Annotated in this window: 22 protein-coding genes and 1 other annotated feature; of the genes, 17 read left to right on the top strand and 5 right to left on the bottom strand. The window is 43.3% G+C overall.

The genetic code is table 11. The features are described from left to right. Positions 1–248: 248 nt before the first annotated feature. From thrS to NYE63_RS20700, 8 genes are all read left to right on the top strand, one after another. Positions 249–2,180 (top strand): threonine--tRNA ligase, encoded by a 1,932-nt coding sequence (gene thrS, locus NYE63_RS20735; RefSeq protein WP_063232745.1) that lies wholly within the window; start codon positions 249–251, stop codon positions 2,178–2,180. Positions 2,181–2,286: 106 nt separating this feature from the next. After that, positions 2,287–2,460 (top strand): hypothetical protein, encoded by a 174-nt coding sequence (locus NYE63_RS20730; RefSeq protein ID WP_342602518.1) that lies wholly within the window; start codon positions 2,287–2,289, stop codon positions 2,458–2,460. Positions 2,461–2,513: 53 nt separating this feature from the next. Beyond that, the gene (locus tag NYE63_RS20725) at positions 2,514–3,008 is read left to right on the top strand and encodes a GNAT family protein (protein WP_342602517.1); all 495 of its coding nucleotides are present in this window, start codon (positions 2,514–2,516) and stop codon (positions 3,006–3,008) included. A 128-nt stretch (positions 3,009–3,136) separates the two neighbouring features. Then, positions 3,137–3,273, top strand: a sequence feature (ribosomal protein L20 leader region). 98 nt (positions 3,274–3,371) lie between these two features. Next, the gene (gene infC, locus NYE63_RS20720; RefSeq protein WP_034309072.1) at positions 3,372–3,872 is read left to right on the top strand and encodes a translation initiation factor IF-3; all 501 of its coding nucleotides are present in this window, start codon (positions 3,372–3,374) and stop codon (positions 3,870–3,872) included. Between the two features lie 34 nt (positions 3,873–3,906). Continuing rightward, entirely contained in the window at positions 3,907–4,107 is a 201-nt protein-coding gene (gene rpmI, locus NYE63_RS20715; RefSeq protein WP_034309070.1) for a 50S ribosomal protein L35, read from the top strand. 35 nt (positions 4,108–4,142) lie between these two features. Then, a complete protein-coding gene (rplT, locus tag NYE63_RS20710) occupies positions 4,143–4,502 on the top strand; it encodes a 50S ribosomal protein L20 (RefSeq protein ID WP_034309067.1) in 360 nt (119 codons plus the stop codon). A 68-nt stretch (positions 4,503–4,570) separates the two neighbouring features. Beyond that, a complete protein-coding gene (locus tag NYE63_RS20705; RefSeq protein ID WP_307269333.1) occupies positions 4,571–4,846 on the top strand; it encodes a DUF1294 domain-containing protein in 276 nt (91 codons plus the stop codon). 60 nt (positions 4,847–4,906) lie between these two features. Next, positions 4,907–5,476 (top strand): VTT domain-containing protein, encoded by a 570-nt coding sequence (locus NYE63_RS20700; protein ID WP_101222877.1) that lies wholly within the window; start codon positions 4,907–4,909, stop codon positions 5,474–5,476. A gap of 54 nt (positions 5,477–5,530) precedes the next feature. Here the strand turns inward: NYE63_RS20700 and NYE63_RS20695 are convergent, their stop codons facing one another. Further along, complete coding sequence (locus NYE63_RS20695) at positions 5,531–5,911, bottom strand: sigma-w pathway protein ysdB (RefSeq protein ID WP_342602516.1); 381 nt, start codon at positions 5,909–5,911, stop codon at positions 5,531–5,533. Positions 5,912–6,020: 109 nt separating this feature from the next. Between NYE63_RS20695 and NYE63_RS20690 the strand changes: the two genes are divergently transcribed. Both NYE63_RS20690 and NYE63_RS20685 read left to right on the top strand, forming a co-directional pair. Then, positions 6,021–6,509: a dUTP diphosphatase gene (locus NYE63_RS20690; protein WP_342602515.1), complete on the top strand. Its 489-nt coding sequence runs from the start codon at positions 6,021–6,023 to the stop codon at positions 6,507–6,509. A gap of 71 nt (positions 6,510–6,580) precedes the next feature. Beyond that, positions 6,581–7,666: a M42 family metallopeptidase gene (locus NYE63_RS20685; protein WP_342602514.1), complete on the top strand. Its 1,086-nt coding sequence runs from the start codon at positions 6,581–6,583 to the stop codon at positions 7,664–7,666. Between the two features lie 55 nt (positions 7,667–7,721). On the opposite strand, the gene NYE63_RS20680 is transcribed toward NYE63_RS20685, so the two are convergent. From NYE63_RS20680 to NYE63_RS20665, 4 genes are all read right to left on the bottom strand, one after another. Continuing rightward, complete coding sequence (locus NYE63_RS20680; protein ID WP_342605833.1) at positions 7,722–8,426, bottom strand: lactate utilization protein C; 705 nt, start codon at positions 8,424–8,426, stop codon at positions 7,722–7,724. Then, positions 8,420–9,850, bottom strand: coding sequence for a LutB/LldF family L-lactate oxidation iron-sulfur protein (locus tag NYE63_RS20675; RefSeq protein ID WP_063232752.1), 1,431 nt, complete (start codon positions 9,848–9,850; stop codon positions 8,420–8,422). Before NYE63_RS20675 ends, NYE63_RS20680 begins: the two co-directional genes overlap by 7 nt. 23 nt (positions 9,851–9,873) lie before the next feature. Further along, positions 9,874–10,590 (bottom strand): (Fe-S)-binding protein, encoded by a 717-nt coding sequence (locus NYE63_RS20670; RefSeq protein WP_342602513.1) that lies wholly within the window; start codon positions 10,588–10,590, stop codon positions 9,874–9,876. 175 nt (positions 10,591–10,765) lie between these two features. Further along, positions 10,766–11,497, bottom strand: coding sequence for a FadR/GntR family transcriptional regulator (locus tag NYE63_RS20665; protein ID WP_342602512.1), 732 nt, complete (start codon positions 11,495–11,497; stop codon positions 10,766–10,768). Between the two features lie 255 nt (positions 11,498–11,752). On the opposite strand from NYE63_RS20665, the gene NYE63_RS20660 reads away from it, so the two are divergent. The 7 genes from NYE63_RS20660 to NYE63_RS20630 all read left to right on the top strand — a co-directional run bounded on the left by NYE63_RS20660 (position 11,753) and on the right by NYE63_RS20630 (position 20,567). Further along, entirely contained in the window at positions 11,753–13,441 is a 1,689-nt protein-coding gene (locus NYE63_RS20660) for a lactate permease LctP family transporter (protein ID WP_342602511.1), read from the top strand. Between the two features lie 73 nt (positions 13,442–13,514). Further along, positions 13,515–14,627 (top strand): sugar diacid recognition domain-containing protein, encoded by a 1,113-nt coding sequence (locus tag NYE63_RS20655; RefSeq protein WP_342602510.1) that lies wholly within the window; start codon positions 13,515–13,517, stop codon positions 14,625–14,627. Positions 14,628–14,745: 118 nt separating this feature from the next. Further along, positions 14,746–16,158, top strand: coding sequence for a glycolate oxidase subunit GlcD (glcD, locus tag NYE63_RS20650; protein ID WP_148357417.1), 1,413 nt, complete (start codon positions 14,746–14,748; stop codon positions 16,156–16,158). Next, on the top strand, positions 16,155–17,480 hold the full coding sequence (locus NYE63_RS20645; RefSeq protein WP_342602509.1) for a (Fe-S)-binding protein: 1,326 nt from the start codon (positions 16,155–16,157) through the stop codon (positions 17,478–17,480). The genes glcD and NYE63_RS20645 overlap by 4 nt, the downstream gene beginning before the upstream one ends. Positions 17,481–17,736: 256 nt before the next feature. After that, on the top strand, positions 17,737–18,666 hold the full coding sequence (locus NYE63_RS20640) for a YsnF/AvaK domain-containing protein (RefSeq protein WP_342602508.1): 930 nt from the start codon (positions 17,737–17,739) through the stop codon (positions 18,664–18,666). Between the two features lie 181 nt (positions 18,667–18,847). After that, a complete protein-coding gene (locus NYE63_RS20635; RefSeq protein ID WP_342602507.1) occupies positions 18,848–19,666 on the top strand; it encodes a general stress protein in 819 nt (272 codons plus the stop codon). 508 nt (positions 19,667–20,174) lie between these two features. Continuing rightward, positions 20,175–20,567 (top strand): general stress protein, encoded by a 393-nt coding sequence (locus tag NYE63_RS20630; RefSeq protein ID WP_342602506.1) that lies wholly within the window; start codon positions 20,175–20,177, stop codon positions 20,565–20,567. Positions 20,568–20,572: the final 5 nt, after the last annotated feature.

The raw sequence follows: 20,572 nt of genomic DNA, 5'->3' as shown, positions 1-20,572 counted from the left end.
CACTTACCACCTTTAAACTTCGGCTCGGAAAGCAGGCATTCTGCGAATATGAGCTGACGGGAAGCTGCCGTTACCAAGTTACAAGTGCCATTTTGCCGTGAAAAGCAAGCTGGAACGAGGGTGGAACCGCGGGTTATTGATATTTATTACTAAGCTCGTCCCTGTTTTATACAGGGGCGGGCTTTTTTGTGTTGTAATGGAATCAAAAACCTGTAATTTGTTTGAACAATAAAAAGGAGTGAAACTGAATGTCTGAATTACTGAAAATATCTTTTCCTGACGGAGCGGTTAAGGAGTTTGCTAAAGGCACAACAACTGAAGACATCGCTGCATCCATCAGTCCTGGTTTAAGGAAAAAATCCATTGCCGGAAAATTCAATGGTGAATTATATGATTTGAAACGCCCGATTGAACAAGATGGTACAATCGAAATCGTCACACAGGACGCAGCGGATGCTCTTGAAGTATTGCGTCACAGTACAGCGCACTTGATGGCACAAGCGATCAAGCGTTTGTACAAAAACGCTAAATTCGGCGTAGGGCCAGTCATCGAGGGCGGCTTTTACTATGATATGGATATGGAGGAATCATTGACTCCCGAAGACCTTCCCTTGATTGAAAAGGAAATGAAGAAAATCGTCAATGAAAACTTGGAAATTTCCCGCATCGAAGTGAGCCGTGATGAAGCGATTTCCCGTTTTAAAGAAATCGGCGACGAGTATAAATTGGAGTTGATCGATGCGATTCCTGCCGATCAGCAGGTAACGCTTTATGAGCAGGGTGAATTCTTTGACCTTTGCCGTGGAATTCATGTCCCATCAACGGGGAAAATCAAAGAATTTAAGCTATTGAGCATCGCTGGAGCATACTGGAGAGGCGATAGCAAAAACAAAATGCTTCAACGCATTTACGGTACGGCTTTCTATAAAAAAGAAGAGTTAGCCGAACACCTGCGTTTCCTTGAAGAAGCCAAGGAACGTGACCACCGTAAAATCGGCAAAGAATTGAACTTGTTCATGAGCTCACAGAAAGTGGGGCAAGGGCTGCCGATGTGGTTGCCAAAAGGTGCGACCATCCGCCGGACAATCGAAAGGTATATCGTGGACAAGGAAGAACGTTTGGGTTATGACCATGTCTACACACCTGTAATGGGAAGCGTGGACCTTTATAAAACATCTGGTCACTGGGATCATTACCAGGACGGCATGTTCCCTGTCATGGAGATGGAAAACGAACAGCTTGTACTGCGTCCGATGAACTGTCCGCATCACATGATGGTCTATAAAAACAGTATCCATAGCTACCGCGAACTGCCAATTCGGATTGCCGAGCTAGGCTTGATGCACCGCTATGAAATGTCAGGTGCCCTTTCCGGCCTTCAGCGTGTACGTGGGATGACATTGAATGATGCGCACATTTTCGTCCGTCCTGACCAAATCAAAGAAGAGTTCAAGCGCGTTGTGAACTTGGTTCTGGAAGTATATAAAGATTTCGATATCAAGGATTATTCATTCCGTCTGTCTTATCGTGATCCGCAGGATACAGAAAAATATTTCGATGATGATAACATGTGGGAAAAGGCACAAAGCATGTTAAAAGGCGCTATGGATGAACTTGGCCTGGATTACTTTGAAGCGGAAGGTGAAGCGGCATTCTACGGTCCTAAGCTTGATGTTCAGGTGCGTACTGCCTTAGGGAAAGATGAAACGCTTTCCACTGTTCAACTTGATTTCTTGCTTCCTGAACGTTTTGATCTTAATTACGTCGGAGAGGACGGCAAGCAGCACCGTCCGGTTGTTATTCACCGCGGCGTCGTTTCCACAATGGAACGTTTTGTCGCTTACTTGATTGAAGAATACAAGGGGGCATTCCCGACTTGGCTTGCACCTATCCAAGCACAAGTGATCCCAGTTTCACCTGAAGTGCACTTGGATTATGCGAAAGAAGTACAGGAAAAACTTAAAGCGCAGGGCATTCGTGTCGATCTGGATACACGTGACGAGAAAATCGGTTACAAAATCCGTGAAGCGCAAATGCAAAAAATCCCGTACATGCTGGTTGTTGGAGACAATGAAGTCAAAGAAGGCAGCGTGAATGTACGTAAATACGGTGAACAAAAATCCGAAACGATTGCTTTTGAAGATTTCGTTTCAGCGATTAAGGCGGAAGTAAGCCGTTAACAGCAAAAAGAGGGGCACATATAGTTGTGTCCCTCTTTTCATTTAATGCATGATAAAATGAAACCATCATGTGAATATTTGTACAGCAATGAAAAGGAGGGTCAGCATGAAAAAGAAATTTTCTTATCTATTCGGACCGACATTCCTTGTCATCATCATCTTATTGTTATTAGATGATTATCGACAATATGCCATTGTCCCGGTCCTGCTTTTTTGGATAGCCCTATTTTCTTGGGAAAGCATTGAGAAAAAGAAAAAGGCAAAAGAGAACAACTCTTAACATTTGATGGCTTCGATCAGTATGGACTGTAACCAAAGGGGGAGTGGGGATAAATGGAGATTAGAAAGGCTTCAAGGGAAGACGCGGGTAACTTGGCAGCACTATTCAATCATGTTGAAGATTCCGGGTATATGCTGTTCAACCCTGGAGAAAGAAAAGCGACCGGGAACCAAGTGGAAAAGCAAATGGAGCAAATCGAAAAAAATCCCCTTTCAGTTATCCTCGTTGCTGCGAGCGGGCATGAGTTGAATGGTTACTTAATATTATTGGGCAATCAACTGGGCCGAACGAGGCATTCGGCCAAAATCGTCATCGGCATCGCCGAACAGGACAGAGGAAAAGGCATCGGTACGGAGCTATTTCAGAAAATGGAGGAGCATGCACGGACGAACGAAATCCGGCGCCTGGAATTGTCCGTAATTGCAAACAACTCCCCTGCGCTATCCTTATATCGAAAGATGGGGTTTGAAAAGGAAGGAATAAAGCGGGAATCACTGTTTTTTGATGGAAAGTATCATGATGAATATTTTTTGTCCAAATTACTTTAAAAAAACGTATTGTCAAATAACAGAATGTCTGATAATATTAATTTTGTTGTGAAAAACGAATAAAATTTAGCATTTGACAAGTCATCAGTGTTTATGATATATTTCTAAAGTGAATTGAATACGTGTTTGATGAAAAGAAGAAGCACCCGCTTCTCACCTGGTTGACGCAAACAATGCAGTTAACAGGTCATGATTTGATTATTTGGATCTTTCTGAATGAGTCTATCAGTGTGGGTGCAGCATGCATCCACACTTTTTTATTATGATTATATCCTGTAAGCGAGTTGTGAGCGTGACCGAATTTATTCAAATATTCGTATTCGCCAATATCTTTGGAGGTGGCTAACTATTAGTAAAGACGCGATGGTAAACGAGGGCATCCGAGCCCGTGAAGTTCGTCTTATTGACCAAAACGGAGAACAACTTGGAATTAAAACGAAATTCGAAGCATTGGAAATTGCCGCTCGTGTAAATCTTGATCTAGTTTTAGTTGCTGCAAATGCAAAGCCTCCGGTAGCCCGGATTATGGACTACGGAAAACACCGCTTCGAGCAGCAAAAGAAAGACAAGGAAGCACGTAAAAATCAAAAAGTCATCAGTCTGAAAGAGGTTCGTTTGAGCCCGACGATTGAAGAACATGATTTCAATACGAAGCTTCGCAACGGTATTAAATTCCTTGAAAAAGGCGATAAAGTAAAAGCTTCTATCCGATTCAAAGGACGTGCCATTACGCATAAGGAAATTGGTCAACGTGTACTCGTTCGTTTTTCTGAAGCATGTAAAGAAGTGGCTACAATCGAGCAACACCCAAAAATGGACGGGCGCAGCATGTTCATTATCTTAGCACCGAAAAACGAAAAGTAATTGTAAAGTAATTTGTAATGAGGAGGAATACCTTATGCCTAAAATGAAAACTCACCGCGGATCTGCTAAACGTTTCAAAAAGACTGGATCCGGCAAACTTAAGCGTTCTAACGCTTACACAAGCCATTTATTTGCTAACAAATCTACTAAGCAAAAGCGTAAGCTTCGCAAAGCTAGCCTTGTAAGCAAAGGTGACTTCAAACGTATTCGTCATATGCTAGACAACATTAAATAAGTTCGATTTATCGAGTTAAATAGGAGGGAAATAACATGCCACGTGTAAAAGGCGGTACTGTTACTCGCAAACGTCGTAAAAAGGTAATAAAATTAGCTAAAGGTTACTATGGCGCGAAACATATTCTTTTCAAAGTAGCTAACCAACAAGTAATGAAGTCAGGAAACTATGCTTTCCGTGACCGTCGTCAAAAGAAACGTGATTTCCGCAAACTTTGGATCACTCGTATCAACGCTGCAGCACGCATCAACGGTCTTTCTTACAGCCGTTTAATGCATGGTCTAAAGCTTGCTGGTATCGAAGTGAACCGCAAAATGCTTGCTGATCTTGCTGTTGCTGACGAACAAGCTTTTGCTCAATTAGCAACTGCTGCTAAACAACAATTAGACAAATAAGTCTGACTGATACAGCCACTCTCTTTTCAAGAGGGTGGCTTTTTACATATTTAAAGGAGGGAATGAGGATGCAAGGAGTATGGTTCATTGCTGCTTATATGATCATCACAAACATCATCGGGTTTGCCTTAATGGGAATCGACAAAAGGAAAGCGCGTAATGGGGAGTACCGGATCAGCGAAAAGACACTTTGGTTTTGGGCGGTCATAGGCGGAGGGACTGGGACCTTTTTGGGGATGAAGCAATTCCGCCATAAGACGAAGCATGCCGCTTTTAAGTGGGGCCTGCCTATATTGATGATTCTTCAGATAGCCTTATTGATTAAGATATTCATTCAATTGTAATATGTAGCCCGTATAATGTATATGCTTGTAGAAGCAGCAAAGAGTAGCTGGAGGGAGAGCATGAATGATAAACTGACACTTGTGATGAGCTACGTTCAATCAGGAAGCGTGTTTGCACCGTTGATTTTTATCACCTTTCATTTATTAAGGCAATTTTTATTCATTCCCGTCATAGTGGTTTGCATGTCTGGAGGAGTATTATTCGGGGCAGCTTTTGGAACCATCTATTCCGTAATCGGTTTGACGTTGTCCAGTATGGCCTTTTATTTCGTGATAGGCAAATTTCCGAAAACAAAGGATAGGCTGCTGCGGCTTAAGAATAAGCTGTTTGGAAACCGAAAGCTAAACAGCAGGCAAATTGCAGTACTGAGGCTAATACCATTCATACACTTTTACTTACTGTCGCTTTGCTTATTGGAATCTAATAAAGGGCTGAAAAATTATTTTTATCTATCCTTCATGACCAATCTTCCTGTAGCATTCGTATACACGGTTTTTGGCCACTATATTGCAGATTTCAGTCCAACGCTGATCGTCATTATTTTATTATCCTTAACCTTATTGCTATATTTATTGAGAGAGAAGCAGACGGTCGTCCCCTGGAAGGAATTTTTTCGTTCAGATGATTAATATAGAGCCTTGAGTCCATTTTCCTCAAGGCTCTTCATTACGCGTGATTTTTTTTCATTTTTGTAAAAACTCCTTAACCGGGCTCTTCCAATCGATAACGGCTTCCGGATAATGTTTTTTAATGGCTGCCTCGATTTTTAAGAAGTCATTTCGCTTTAAGCCTTTCAGGCCGGCCACTTTTTTAGGCCATATGAAGATGGAGATGACCTCAAAGGAGCGTTCCGTCGTCCCTAAATACTTTTCCCCTTCAAACATCACCCCGTTGTACGTCAATAAAAAATTCTTTCGTATATTGGCTGTATCGTCGAGCAGAAAGAACTTTTTCTGTTCATGTGCCAGCTCTAATTTTCTTTTCGGATTAAATAGGTATTTGATGACTGTATATATTAAGAAAATGATGAAAGCCAAAAGAATGAACCGCATGATCAATACCATGGAGCTACCTCCTTAAACAGAGTGATTCCCTTCATTTACGTATGGGTTTTTAATAAGTTTCATTTATTTGATATAATTTAGGGGAAGACGATGGAAAGAAGTGATGAAAATGAACATAGGTAAATTAATGGAAATGCAGGCAGCTTTGGATGAGCATATACAATCAAAGCATGATTTGGGTGCTGAAGACTTGGTGGAACGGAAGATACTCGCTCTGTTAGTGGAGCTTGGAGAGCTTGCCAATGAAACAAGATGTTTTAAATTCTGGAGTCTTAAAGGCCCCTCCGATAAGGAAACGATTTTGGCTGAATACGTGGATGGCATTCATTTTATTTTGTCACTCGGGATTGAACGGGGTTTTGTACCGGAAGTTCCATCCGCCCTCAAGATGCATCAGGAGGATTTGACGGTTCAATTTACTGCTATTTACGGCTACATCAGTGAATTTCGCACACAGTTGACAGAGTCATCTTTCCAAAAGGTTTTTGCTGCGTATTTATATTTAGGAGAGTTGCTTGGATTTTCAGCAATGGATGTGGAAAAAGCATATGTAAGCAAAAATGAAGTGAACTACGAAAGGCAAAAGCAAGGCTATTGATTGCTGATTGTTTATGCAATCGATTATCTGTATAATTATTCTTGTAATGTAAGTTATAGGGAGGTAAAGGAATGGCTCAATTGGATGAAACGTTAAGGATGCTGCGGGACTTAACGGATGCTAAAGGCATTGCAGGAAATGAAAGTGAAGTAAGAAAAGTGATGACCGAATACATAACACCATTTGCCGATGAAATATCGGCAGATGGCCTGGGAAGTTTAATTGCCAAGAAAACGGGTGATGAAAACGGACCGAAAATCGTCGTTACGGGGCATATGGACGAAGTTGGTTTCATGATCACCCAGATTGATGATAAAGGATTTTTGCGTTTTCAGCCGGTAGGGGGCTGGTGGTCACAGGTAATGCTGGCCCAGCGCGTGACGATCGTTACAAGTAAAGGTGATATAACTGGCATTATCGGTTCCAAGCCGCCTCATATCCTGTCAGCGGAGGCGCGGAAGAAGCCGATTGATATTAAGGATATGTTTATTGATATTGGTGCATCCAGCAAAGAAGATGTTAAGGAATGGGGCGTCAAGCCAGGAGATATGGTTGTGCCATATTTTGAATTCACGGTCATGAATAATGAAAAGATGCTGCTCGCCAAAGCTTGGGACAATCGAATTGGCTGTGCAATCGCCATTGATGTGCTTAAACAGCTGAAAGACAGCGACCATCCTAATGTAGTTTATGGAATTGGTGCTGTGCAAGAAGAGGTCGGCCTGCGTGGCTCCAAAACATCCACATTCAAAATCCAGCCGGATATCGGTTTTGCCGTTGATGTCGGCATTGCTGGTGATACACCGGGGGTTACCGAAAAAGAAGCGATGAGTAAGATGGGGGAAGGCCCGCAAATCGTCATATATGATTCATCGATGGTGGCACATAAGGGATTACGCGATTTCGTCACCGACACGGCTGATGAAATGAATATTCCTTATCAATATGAATCGATTCCAGGCGGCGGAACGGATGCTGGCTCCATCCATTTAACGGCAAATGGTGTGCCTGCACTGGCGATCACGATTGCCACACGCTATATTCATTCACACGCAGCAATGCTTCACCGGGATGATTATGAGAATGCAGTTAAGCTCATTGTTGAAGTGATTAAACGCCTCGATCGTGAAGCGGTTGATCGGATCATTTACGAGTAATATAGTGAAAGTTAAAAATGGAGAGGCCTAATCAGGTCCTCTCCATTTTCTATTTCTACTTATCTTCGACGATTATATAGACCGCTTTGATGGGTCCATGGACGCCGACGACAAGGTCCATTTCGATATCAGCAGAATTGCTCGGCCCTGTTATGAAATTGATGCAGGAAGGAACGACTTCGCCCCGGGTAACTTTTGAACGGATGGCCGCAGCAGCCTGGGTCATTCGCGGGACGATGGTGCTTTTTGGAATGATGGAAACATGGCAGGAAGGAAGGAAGCTGATGGAACGGCCGTGGTCCTTGTCGCTGAACAAGACGACGGTCGCTGATTCTGCTAGTGTCATCTCACTGAATGTGATTCCGATGTTAGCACTTTCTGCCTTTTCGATATTTTCCTTCCCGGCTTGGTGATCCCATATATGGACATCTTTTTCCTTTAAGATACCCTCTAACCCATAGTCGAAAAATCGATCGTCCTTAGGGATGATCAAGGGTCCGTTTCCAAGTTCCTCGATCACCTGTTTTAAACAATGCATCACTTGCTTGGAGTCGGTAACGTGAAACTGGGTATGCACCCGTTTACATTGCTCCTCCAATTCCGCGACAAGATCATTTGGTGTCGCATTTTTCAAAACTTCTTTTTGGGGGGCGTGCTTCCATTCCGGAACGGAGATGCCTTCCGTAATAGGAGCCCTTCCCAGGTTTTTGGCTATTTTGTTTAAAAATGTCCCTTCATTGTGGATGGTTCCATTCATGATGGTTTCCCTCCTTTTTCCCGATTTTTGAACCAGTCCCGAAAGCTCTCTTTCCCAGGAGCAGGGAACTCGCGGCTTTCTGTCCAAGTTTTGAGTGGTCCCGGTCCTTTCGAGATGATATCCCCCGTTTTAAAAGGTGACATCGCTGATGGGGCCATTTTGGAGCCGAACTTATAAAGCATAGGCGAGGCAGCACCGATACCGAAGGCCTTCATGGCCATCTTTTCTGAAAATGGCGCCATTTTTTCCTTTTCCACGATGACTTCACGATGCTTCCTCAGTAAATCATGGAGAGGAATCTTTACCGGACAAGCATCAGTACAGGCTGCACAAAGAGTGGATGCATATGGTAATTCCTTGAAATCATCATATCCTCCAAGTAAGGGTGAAAGCACAGCACCGATTGGTCCCGGATATATTGAACCGTATGAATGACCGCCAACCTGGCGATAGACCGGGCAGACATTTATACAGGCAGCACAGCGGATGCATTGAAGAACGGATTGAAATTCAGTTCCTAAAATGGAGGAGCGTCCATTATCTACGATCACAAGGTGAAATTCCTCTGGCCCGTCTATATCGCCTTCATCACGCGGACCGGTAAGTGCAGTGATGTAACTGGTCAATCTTTGGCCGACAGCGCTTCTTGTCAATAAGCTGACAAGGACTTCGAATTCATCGAATGTAGGCACAAGCCGTTCCATTCCCATCACGGTAATTTGTGTTTTTGGAAGGGCAGTGACCAAATCGGCATTTCCTTCATTCGTCACCAAACCGATCGAGCCCGTTTCTGCAATTGCAAAATTACATCCGGTAATTCCAACATCGGCGCTTAAGAAATCTTTCCGCAGAATGCCCCGCACATGGGCGGTAAGCTCTTCCGGTTTTTCGGTTTGCGTATATGCAAGCTTTTCTTTAAAAACATCCCTAATCTGCTCTTTATTTTTATGGAGAGCAGGTGCGACGATATGGGAAGGGGGATCATGATCATCCACTTGTAAAATGTATTCACCAAGGTCCGTTTCAACGACATCGAGTCCAACTCCTTCAAGAGTTGCATTCAAATTGATCTCTTCCGTGACCATCGATTTTGATTTCACGACCTTTTTGGCATTCTTTTTTAAAATGACATCCTTAATGTATCCGCTTGCTTCTTCAGCCGTTTCAGCGAAGAAGACATGACCGCCCCTTTTCGAAACGTTTTCTGCAAGCTGGTGCAAATAGAAATCAAGGTTACTAAGCACATGCTGCCGGATTTCTTCCCCAAGGGACCGCCAATCCTCCCAGCTTCCCAATTCATCAACGGCAGTCAGCCGCCGTCCGTGTAATCGTTCTTGGGCACTCGATACGGCCAAACGCATAAAATCATTATGTATTCCTTCATCCACCCGGTCTTTAAATTTGGCAGAGCTGGTTTTCATAGCCATAAGTTTTTCCCTCCTCGCTTTCTTTAAATACTATTCAGGACTTCCGCAATATGAAGCACTTTCACCGGCTGCCCCTTCCTTTGAATCCGTCCGCCGATATTCATCAAACATCCTGCATCCCCGCCGATTAAAAAATCGGCCCCGGTATCTTCAATATTGCAGACTTTCTCCTCGACCATTTGCCCGGAAATGTCACCCATCTTAACCGAAAAGGTCCCCCCGAACCCGCAGCAGTTTTGGGCATCCGGAAGTGGTGTCATTTCCAGCCCCCTGACATGGCTTAACAATATGGCAGGGGCTTCCTTCACCTTAAGCAGTCGTGTCATATGGCATGAGGTATGATAAGTGGCCTTACCCTTAAGGGTCGCCCCGACGTCAGTCACTTTTAAGACATCCACGATGAATTGGGTCAATTCATATGTTTTAGCCGCTAATGATACTGCTTTCTTTTCCCATTCGGCATCGCCTTTGAAAATGACCGGATATTCTTTGAACATCGCTGCGCAGGAACCGGAAGGGGTTACGATGTATTCAGCACCCGCGAACGTTTTAATCATCTTTTTCATAGCTTCCTTCGATTCCTTTGTATACCCGCTATTATATGCGGGCTGTCCGCAGCATATCTGGGACTCCGGGAAATCGATCTCACAGCCTAATCTCTCGAGTAGCTCCACTGTCGCTTTGCCGACATTGGATTGAAACAAATCCACTAAACATGTTGCAAAGAGAGTAACTTTCAATCTGAACTCCTCCTTTTTCAAATAGGTTAACAGGTCATCTGATGACTAAAAAATGGAAAAAGGAAATGGTTAAGACCAATTTCCAAGATTTTTTTATAATGAAGTAATCGTTTTCAAAATAATATATCAATTTAATCCTTTTTTGTATAGGGTATTTTTGAAATTTAAAGGAAGTTCAACTACGCTTTTGCTGATTTTTTTGGATGACCCGGTCCAGTGATTCCTCGACGCTTTGAAGGTGAAACAGCATGGCACTGCGGGCTCCGTCTTCATCCTGTGCCACGATTGCATCATAAATCCTGACATGCTGCTGGTAAAGCTGCTTAAGTGTCATCTCTTCGGAATAAAGTGCAATCCGACGGATATCACGCATCTTTTCCGTCATTAATTCTGAAACGTGGTTCATCAATGTAATAAGCAGCTCATTTTGTGATGCGTTTGCCACTGCAACATGGAAGGCGATATCCGCTTTATCACTTAGCTCTTCATCATCGGATACCTTTTCCATATCAAAAAGCCTTTCCTTCAGTTCGATAAGGTTTTCTTCCGTTCTCTTTATCGCTGCCACCTCTGCCGTACCGGACTCAAGTATTTTCCGAACTTCCAGTAAATGCTTGATATTGTCTTGATCCATCAAAAGAGCGGCAGACAAGGGATGGTTCATGATGGTAGGGTCGAAGGTTTTAACGAATGTTCCTTCACCTTGTTTTATTTCAATAAGACCCATTGAACTCAATGCACTTAAAGCTTCGCGGATGGCCGGGCGCCCGACTTGGAAATTTTCCGCAAGCTGCTGAATGGAATCCAATTGTTCACCTGGTTTCAGGCTGCCTGACCGAATCATTTCATAAAGTTCATCGCTGACTTCTTCATAAATTTTTTTCGGCTTTATTTTTTTATATACCAAGTAGTAGCACCTCTATTTTCTATGAGTTTCTCTGGTTAATATTATATAACACAAATGATCTTTGACACTTCCAGAAGGTTAAAAAAATCACCGGAAAATAAAAAAAATCTTGATTTTATATTTTCAATCATTTAATTTTAATGAGTACTCATCAAGTCATCTGATGACTTTGAATATTTGGATATGTAAGGGGTTTCAATTAGCGGTTAATTTCTGAATTTTTTAAAAAATTTATAGAAAATGGAGTCGAAATGAATGACATGGACACAAAACTTTACGCCGATCACCGATAATTTAGTTTTATCATCTCTTGCCGCACTCATTCCAATTCTTTACTTTTTTTGGGCACTTACCATCAAACGGATGAAAGGTTACATTGCTGGTATAACCACGTTACTTGTAGCTCTTGCAGTGGCTGTATTGATATATGGAATGCCTGCAGGAAAAGCAGTGATGTCTGCTTCACAAGGAGCCGTATATGGGCTGCTCCCTATCGGATGGATAATCATCACTTCCGTATTTTTGTACAAAATGACCGTTAAAAGCGGACAATTCAATATCATTCGTTCTTCGGTGCTTTCGCTTACGGAAGACCGCCGCCTTCAGGCATTATTGGTGGCATTTTCTTTCGGGGCATTTTTAGAAGGTGCCGCTGGATTTGGAGCACCGGTCGCCATTTCAGCCGCGCTTTTGGTCGGTCTCGGATTTAACCCGCTATATGCAGCTGGGATTTGTTTGATCGCGAATACCGCTCCGGTAGCATTCGGGGCGGTTGGAATACCGATCATCGCCATGGAAGGCCCTACTGGCATAGCCGCCATGGAGATTTCAAAAATGGTCGGCCGCCAATTGCCATTCCTTTCGGCTTTCATTCCGCTTTATCTCATTTTAATAATGACTGGGTGGAAAAGGTCGCTTGAAGTCTTGCCGGCAATTTTGGTTTCCGGATTTTCCTTTGCCATCACACAGTACTTAAGTTCAAATTTTCTTGGGCCCGAATTACCGGACATCCTTTCAGCATTAGTGTCACTATTTGCATTGGCGATCTTCCTTAAATTCTGGAAACCCAAAACGATCTTTCGCTTTGCATCCGAGGAAACGGCAGCAGCTGTTGAACCTTTATCTACAGCCGAAGCGGAAACAAAATACACGAAATGGCAGATATTCCATGCCTGGTCACCATTTCTTCTGTTAACGCTTTTCATAACAATATGGGGGATGAACCCAATAAAGCCGGCACTCTCAGGACATTATGAAGGCAACAATGTGTTGCTTGGCGGAATCAATGAAATCGGGAAACTATTAACCTTCCAAATCGAAGTCCCAGGTCTGCATAATGAGATAATCGGAAGCAATGGATTGCCGATTGCGGCTTTCTATAAAATAGAACTGCTCGGAGCAGCCGGGACCGCCATTTTATTAGCTGCCATCGTGACGAAGTTCATCGCCCACATGACTGCAAAAGATTTTTATAGCACTTTTGTTGAAGCGATGAAAGAGTTGGCAAAACCAATCTTGATGATTTCTACCGTAGTGGCTTTTGCCTATGTAACGAATGCTTCAGGCATGTCGACAACATTAGGGATGACCCTTGCAAAATCGGGTGATCTATTTCCGTTCTTCGCACCGGTTCTCGGCTGGTTGGGTGTGTTCATTACCGGATCGGATACATCAGCCAACCTCTTATTTGGCAGTCTGCAGAAAGTGACCGCTCTTAAAGTTGGGATGGAACCGGTCCTGGCACTAGCGGCGAACTCTTCCGGAGGGGTCACGGGAAAGATGATTTCCCCCCAATCGATAGCGATTGCTTGTGCCGCCGTTGGATTGGCGGGCAGGGAATCAGAATTATTGAGATTCACGCTCAAACATAGTATTTTCTTATTGCTGCTTGTTTGTGTGATTACCTTCTTGCAAAATGGCGTCCTTTCCTGGATGATTCCATAAGTAAAATGAGGCTCCCTTTTGAAAGGGAGCCTCGAAATATTTTCCAAATCCATTACAAAAAGGAGGACATACCATGCAATTGGCAGCTGTGGCAGTAAAATTGGTTCATGAGGTTCGAAAACTGATTGATGAGGAAATCATCATTATTGATCATGCTGGCACGATTATCGCCAGCACCGATAGCAGCCGTATTGGATCTTATCATGAAGGAGCCATCCACGCTTTCAACAATCGTGAGAAATTGATCATCAATAAACAGGATGAACGAAGTTGGAAAGGAGTGAAGGCAGGAATAAATCTACCTATTTTCTTCAATCAGGAAGCCGTTTGTGTCATTGGAATTACGGGCGACCCCAAACATGTTTCCCCCTATGCGGAACTTTTAAAAAAGATGACAGAGATGTTCATTCAGGAAAGCTATCACATCGAACAAGCAGAATCCAAATCACGTCTGATGGAATTCTTTGTATTTGAATGGCATCAGCTGCAGACTTTCAATGAGCTTTTCCTTCAGAAGGCCAAGTTGCTTGGGGTCGATGTTCATGCAGACCGGATCATCACCCTTGGTGAATTTAAGACTGAGGAAATCATTGAGCCTCATGTGTGGAGAACGCTTCAGATATACATAAGTCAGCAGCATCCCAATGACATCGCAGTCCGTTGGGGGAGGAACCAATTCGTCATTCTTTCAATAGCCGATTTCAATGGTTCAAAAAACCAACAATTAAAGAAATTAAGTGAACTGCAAAAAAAGCTGGAAGAGAGTTCGGGTTATAAAGTGTGTGCAGGAGTTAGTTCGCGTGCATCAGGATCCGCTTTCAGGTCAGCTTTTTTTAAAGCGGAGCGTTCCTTGAAGATCGCGTTTCCTTCATCGGGGATTATATTTGACGAGGACTTGAAGCTTGAGGTCCTGCTTGATGAAGTTACCGCTGAGACAAAACAGGAATATTTATCCCGGACTATTCAGGATCTGCTTCCTAATGAGGAGCTGCTTAAAACCCTTTCCATGTATTTTGCATGTGATCTTTCATTGAAGGAGACAGCCAGAGCCCTGCATATCCACATCAATACCCTCCATTACAGGCTCAAGCGCATAGAAGATTTGACCCAACTGAATCCTAGAAAGCTAGCCGATTTAGTCACTATGTATCTAGCATTAAGTGTATTGGATAAACATACAAATTAATTCTATGGAAAGCTCTAAATTCTATATGTTCATACATAGAAGGTTGAATGTTTTTTTTCTTATACTTAAATCATATAAAAAATTTCGAATTCCATCTGTTTATATGAGGAGGATATACATGTTAACAAAGCAGGTTAAGCAGCTACTTCTTACCATCGTCGGTCAGGAGAATTACGACGACTCGAAAGTGGAATGTCTAGTCTATTCATATGATGCAACGCCAGGGTTTCAAGCGATGCCGGATGCTGTCATTAAACCGGGCTGCACAGCTGAAGTAGCAGCCATCGTCAAAGTTTGCAACGAATACAATGTTCCGATCGTTCCACGCGGTTCTGGGACGAATTTAAGTGGAGGCACCTGCCCGACAGAGGGGGGGCTTGTCCTTTTATTCAATCGAATGAATTCATTACTTGAAATAGATGAGGAAAACTTAACGGCGACCGTACAGCCCGGGCTCATCACATTGGACTTGATTTCGGCAGTTGAAGAGAAGGGATTGTTTTATCCGCCGGATCCAAGTTCGATGAAAATCTCCACGATTGGCGGCAACATTAATGAGAACTCTGGTGGACTGCGAGGATTAAAGTACGGAGTCACCCGTGATTATGTCATTGGGCTTGAAGTTGTCCTTCCGAATGGAGATATCATTCGAACAGGGGGCAAGCTTGCCAAAGATGTAGCCGGATATGATTTAACGAAGCTTTTTGTCGGATCGGAAGGGACCTTGGGCATCGTTACGGAAGCGATCTTAAAGCTGATCCCAATGCCGGAAACGACAAAGACGATGCTTGCCTTATATCAAGATCTGGATGCTGCAGCCCAGTCAGTGGCCAAAATCATTTCAAATAAAATCATTCCTGTTACATTGGAATTTCTTGATCGGCCGACGTTGATCGTGGTTGAGGACTTCGCGAAAATCGGTTTGCCCACCAATGTGGAAGCTGTCCTGCTGATTGAACAGGATGGTCCGCCTGAAGTGGTTGAACGTGATATGAAAAGGATGGCCGATATCTGTCTAGAGGAAAAGGCGGTTTCCGTGGAAATTGCCGAAACGGAATCTGACGCTGTCGCCTTGAAAACGGCAAGACGGACCGCCCTTTCCGCACTGGCACGCCTCAAGCCGACGACCATTTTGGAAGATGCCACCGTACCCCGGTCGGAAATTGCCAAAATGGTCAGGGCGATTAATGAGATCGCTGGCAAGCATAACGTGGACATTTGCACTTTCGGTCATGCTGGGGATGGGAACCTGCATCCAACGTGCATTACCGATGCTCGTGATCATGAGGAAATGGAGAGAGTGGAGCTCGCTTTTGCTGACATTTTTGCCGCGGCTATCGACCTTGGCGGGACGATTACCGGTGAACATGGTGTAGGAGCGATGAAGGCCCCTTATCTTGAATGGAAGCTGAAGAAAGAAGGGATTGATGCCATGAGAGCGATTAAACAAGCTTTCGATCCCAATAACATCATGAATCCCGGCAAAGTATTTGCCAAGGAAACAAGGAAAAGGGTGGTGGTTTCTTCATGACAACAGTTCAGGAAAGGGAAACCATTGCCATTCAATTCGCGGAAAAAATGAATGAAGATGAATTGTTGAATTGTATGCGCTGCGGCTTTTGCTTACCCCACTGCCCGACATACATAGAATCGGGGCTAAAGGAATCCCATTCACCAAGGGGCCGGATTGCACTTATGAAAGCGGTGGCGGATGGTGTGATTGAGCCCGATGAGGATGTAGAACGTTCGTTGAGTCTTTGCCTCGGCTGCAGGGCTTGTGAACCTGTGTGTCCTTCAGGTGTGAAATATGGACACCTTCTTGAAGAGGCAAGGGATATCATCCATCAGAATAAAAAGCACAGTTACCCAGTAAAAACAATCCGCAAGGCCGTTTTCAGTGGATTATTCCCGCACCAGGAGCGAATGCAGGCCATGACAAGTTTGCTTGGCTTCTATCAGAGATCAGGCCTGCAATACATGGCCCGTAAAACGGGAGTACTCAACATGCTTCCGGATAATTTGGCAACAATGGAAAAAGTGCTGCCGAAAGTCCCGAAAAAATCAGAAATGAAAAATAGGCCAACCGAGCTGCCTGCAATCGGTACGCCATTCAAAAAGGTGGCTTTCTTTTCAGGCTGCTTGATGGATACGATGTTTTTGGAAACGAACAAAGCCACACTAAAGCTTCTTCAGCTGGCCGGATGTGAAATCGTGATTCCGAAATCCCAGGCGTGCTGCGGGGCGCTGCATGGACACAGCGGTGAAAAAGCAGGTGCAAAGCAACTGGCCAAGCGTAATATAGAAGCTTTTGAAGCGGAGGAAGTTGATTATATCATTACGAATGCCGGCGGCTGTGGAGCTTTTCTCATAGATTATGACCATCTGCTCCAAGATGAACCGGAATGGCACGATCGTGCAATCGCATTTAAAAATAAGTTGAAAGATATCAGCCAGATTCTTGTTGATTTGCGTTTTCAGGAAAAAGTTCGCTTGAAACTGCCAGCTCAATCCGTAACTTTCCAGGATTCCTGTCACTTACGGAATGTGATGAACACCTCCTTAGCTCCGCGAATTCTCCTTCAATCGATAGATGGAATCGAATTCAGGGAAATGAAGGATGCGGATCGGTGCTGCGGCTCCGCTGGTATTTATAATATTGTCGAATCAGAGATGTCCATGAATATTCTCGACTCTAAAATGGAGCATACGAAATCGACACAGGCCGATATTGTTGTCACGGCAAACCCTGGCTGTCTGTTGCAAATGCAACTGGGAATCGAGAGGGAAAACTTGGGGGAATGTACGAAAGCGGTGCATATAGCGGACCTGCTAATAAAGGCTGTGGCATTATAATAGAAGAAAAAGGATTATAGGAAGTATTTGAAAAAAATGAAAATAGCATTATTTGATTAAACATTACATTTTAAAAAAAGGCGGAAACCCTTGTAAAGCCTGTATTTCAATTGAAAAATCGTTCTGTGCTGAGAACGAATTGTAATGATATAACATAAATGAAATATTGATTCCTCGTTTACTTAGGAACATGGCGGGTAGAGTTTATATATAGCATCCACTAAACGATACAACAAAACCTAAGGAGGAATGTAAAATGAATAAAACAGTATATGGAGTATATGAATCAAATGCAGAAGTGATCCAAGCAATAAATGCACTTAAGGCAAAGGGCTTTGAAGGGGACGATATTACGGTCGTCGCAGATAAGGAAGAAACATTGGATTTCACGAACGAACAACGCGAAACGGATGTTCATACAATGACGAACGTTCCTAACGATGAATCATTTATGGACAAGGTGGCACGTTTCTTCATGCCGGAAGATACGGCAGACCTTTCAACAAGATTGGCGAATGCAGGCCTTTCGAACAGTGAAGCGGCTGAACATGTCTTTGATGTAGAAAATGGAAAAGTCCTGGTTCTGGTTGAAGAAGGTGAAGGCCACCTTGGAACGGCAAGAGATAAATTCACGACCGGGAAAATGGACACTGCCGGTACAAGGCTTGATACAAACTCCACCAACCAACTCTATAACGGTACTGAAAAAACCGATCCATTAAACAAAGAAGATGTTTATGGAGTCAACGGACAAGGCCGTGAATTGCCAGAGGATGAAAGGACGCTTACACTTCGGGAAGAACAGCTGAACATTGACAAAGAAAGAGTTCAGACAGATGAAGTCGTCATTAACAAAGAAGTCAATGAACAACATAAAACGATTAATGTCCCTGTTGAACACGAAGAAGTGACAGTCGAGCATAGATCAGTTTCAGGACGTGAAGCGAATCTGGAAACCGGAAGCATTGAAGATGGGGAAACATTACGAATCCCAGTTGTTGAAGAAAAATTGGAAGTTTCGAAAAAACCGGTTGTCACAGATGAAATTGTCATCAAGAAACATGCTGTACAAGAAACGGAACAAGTTCAGGATACTCTTAAAAAGGAAGATATCCAGCTTGATAGTACAGATGAATCGATCGTGAATGAGAAAAAGGAAACTGAACGTAGAACCGACCGCTTCTAAGAGTGAAGGAAATGGCCTGCAGTTTTAAAAACTGCAGGCTTCTTTTGATTTAAAGACTGATTAAAGGTTCGAATCTAGCGAAGGCAAATCTATGAATGGACCATTTTTTGTTTAATTAGCACCCATAAGGGTATAAATACACATAAGAAGAAATAGCGGAATAATAGGAGGAGGAAGATGCATGGGAAAAACATTATATGGTGTTTTTAATACGGAAAGAGAAGTAATCCAGGCTATACAATCCCTCAAGGAAAAGGGGGTCCATGAAGGAGAAATAACCGTGATGGCTGATAAGAAAGAAGATTTGGATTTCGTCAATGAAAAACGTGATGGCGATGTCGACGTCGTTACTAACTCGAACGATGATTCCTTCATTGATAAGATGAAACACTTCTTCCTGAACGAGGGTTCTGAAGATATAAGGAACCGACTAGGTGACTTAGGGCTTGCCGATAGTGAAGCCACCGCTTATATAAATGAAGTGGAGTCTGGAAAATTCTTGATTCTTTTAGAAGAATCGGAAACTGTATCAGCACGAGAAAGGGTAACTTCCAATCGCACGCAGGATACGGACGAACTACCAGTAGAGAACCCGCTTAAAACAGGAGTGGTGAATAATCCGGACCCGAACCTTTTTCCTGAAACAACAGCGAATGCCTATCAAACAAGGGAAGTCGAAGCACAGCCAGGAAGAAGCGAAGAACTTCACGGAAATTCTGCCAACATCTTTGAAAATGAAGAGCCGGATATGAAGCGAGCTCAAGAAAGGGAAATCAGGGGGAACTCCACCGAGAAATATAAGGAGCAAAAGCCAGGGAATTATGAAGGGACATTAGCAAGCTACCCTCATTCAGAACCGTTTTCTGCCGATACTGACAAAGACCTGGATGCTCAAGGATCACTGGATCGGAGCGTGAGCACGAATGCTCTAAGTGGTCAGCAAGAGGAAGGCCTGAAGGATGAATACATCAACAATCGTATTAATACCGATAATCTGTAAGAACAAAAATTACAGCCTGAACAAGGCAGTTCAAACTGTAGACAAACTCGATGAAAATCGAGTTTGTCTACAGTTTCTTTATGGCCTGTACAATTTGGACGTTGATTTCCATTTCATGCACCGCTTTCCGCGGGCGGTCCGCCCCCGACTTGCACCTGTGGGGTCTCCTCACGCTTGTCCCGCAGGAGTCTTACACCTACTTCTCCAACTTTGTTATAACATTTAAATAGAAATCCATACCTGAGGAGTTGAAGATTTTTGCTTTGGGTCAGTTGGTTCGGAGACATCATTTGTTGATAGGTATATTTTCGCCCCCCTTTTATCTGCAAAACGAACTTTCTGAACCAGGCTGTTATTTTTTAAGAAACCCTTTAGGAAAAGGGTTCCCTCATTCATTATCAGGAATTATCAATAGACTATTTGCTTGTTTATTGATAAAGCGGCAAGGTATAATGACAAAGGAATTTTATTTTAAGTAGAGTAACAAGGAACAAGGAGGGGGAGAACCATGGAAAAAAACGTATATGGTGTTTTTGACTCTAATCCGGAACTACTTGCTGCAATTCAAGACTTAAAAGCTAAAGGCGTGTCTGGCACCCAAATGACAGTGGCAGCTGATATAAAAAGAGATGTGCAGCTTGGAAATGAACATACGGATATACTGATAATCGCCAATCAGGATAAGGAGGACACTCTTTTTTTAAGAATCTTCCACTACTTCACCGATGAAGGATCTGGAGATTTACGCAGCTTTTTCACGAAATACGGCTACTCTTTTGCTGAGACAAAAGTGATGCTTCAAGAAGTGAGTGCAAAAAAATTCTTCTTGCTGCTTGATGAAGAAGTCTCCATCGAAGAACTGAAGGCTGGCGAAGCGAAATCAAAAAATAACAGCCTTTGAAGGCT

Origin of the sequence: Peribacillus sp. FSL E2-0159 (assembly GCF_038643155.1) — a bacterium.
GTDB lineage: Bacteria > Bacillota > Bacilli > Bacillales > DSM-1321 > Peribacillus > Peribacillus simplex.
The sequence above is the reverse complement of the archived record's forward strand: the minus strand, read 5'-3'. Positions and strand labels throughout refer to the sequence as shown.

Coding starts and splice junctions, on each gene's coding strand:
- thrS (WP_063232745.1), top strand. CDS start 249: ATGTCTGAATTACTGAAAATATCTTTTCCTGACGGAGCGGTTAAGGAG.
- NYE63_RS20730 (WP_342602518.1), top strand. CDS start 2,287: ATGAAAAAGAAATTTTCTTATCTATTCGGACCGACATTCCTTGTCATC.
- NYE63_RS20645 (WP_342602509.1), top strand. CDS start 16,155: ATGACAACAGTTCAGGAAAGGGAAACCATTGCCATTCAATTCGCGGAA.
- NYE63_RS20635 (WP_342602507.1), top strand. CDS start 18,848: ATGGGAAAAACATTATATGGTGTTTTTAATACGGAAAGAGAAGTAATC.
- rpmI (WP_034309070.1), top strand. CDS start 3,907: ATGCCTAAAATGAAAACTCACCGCGGATCTGCTAAACGTTTCAAAAAG.
- NYE63_RS20685 (WP_342602514.1), top strand. CDS start 6,581: ATGGCTCAATTGGATGAAACGTTAAGGATGCTGCGGGACTTAACGGAT.
- rplT (WP_034309067.1), top strand. CDS start 4,143: ATGCCACGTGTAAAAGGCGGTACTGTTACTCGCAAACGTCGTAAAAAG.
- NYE63_RS20640 (WP_342602508.1), top strand. CDS start 17,737: ATGAATAAAACAGTATATGGAGTATATGAATCAAATGCAGAAGTGATC.
- glcD (WP_148357417.1), top strand. CDS start 14,746: ATGTTAACAAAGCAGGTTAAGCAGCTACTTCTTACCATCGTCGGTCAG.
- infC (WP_034309072.1), top strand. CDS start 3,372: ATGGTAAACGAGGGCATCCGAGCCCGTGAAGTTCGTCTTATTGACCAA.
- NYE63_RS20725 (WP_342602517.1), top strand. CDS start 2,514: ATGGAGATTAGAAAGGCTTCAAGGGAAGACGCGGGTAACTTGGCAGCA.
- NYE63_RS20630 (WP_342602506.1), top strand. CDS start 20,175: ATGGAAAAAAACGTATATGGTGTTTTTGACTCTAATCCGGAACTACTT.
- NYE63_RS20700 (WP_101222877.1), top strand. CDS start 4,907: ATGAATGATAAACTGACACTTGTGATGAGCTACGTTCAATCAGGAAGC.
- NYE63_RS20660 (WP_342602511.1), top strand. CDS start 11,753: ATGACATGGACACAAAACTTTACGCCGATCACCGATAATTTAGTTTTA.
- NYE63_RS20695 (WP_342602516.1), bottom strand. CDS start 5,911: ATGGTATTGATCATGCGGTTCATTCTTTTGGCTTTCATCATTTTCTTA.
- NYE63_RS20655 (WP_342602510.1), top strand. CDS start 13,515: ATGCAATTGGCAGCTGTGGCAGTAAAATTGGTTCATGAGGTTCGAAAA.
- NYE63_RS20675 (WP_063232752.1), bottom strand. CDS start 9,850: ATGGCTATGAAAACCAGCTCTGCCAAATTTAAAGACCGGGTGGATGAA.
- NYE63_RS20705 (WP_307269333.1), top strand. CDS start 4,571: ATGCAAGGAGTATGGTTCATTGCTGCTTATATGATCATCACAAACATC.
- NYE63_RS20690 (WP_342602515.1), top strand. CDS start 6,021: ATGAACATAGGTAAATTAATGGAAATGCAGGCAGCTTTGGATGAGCAT.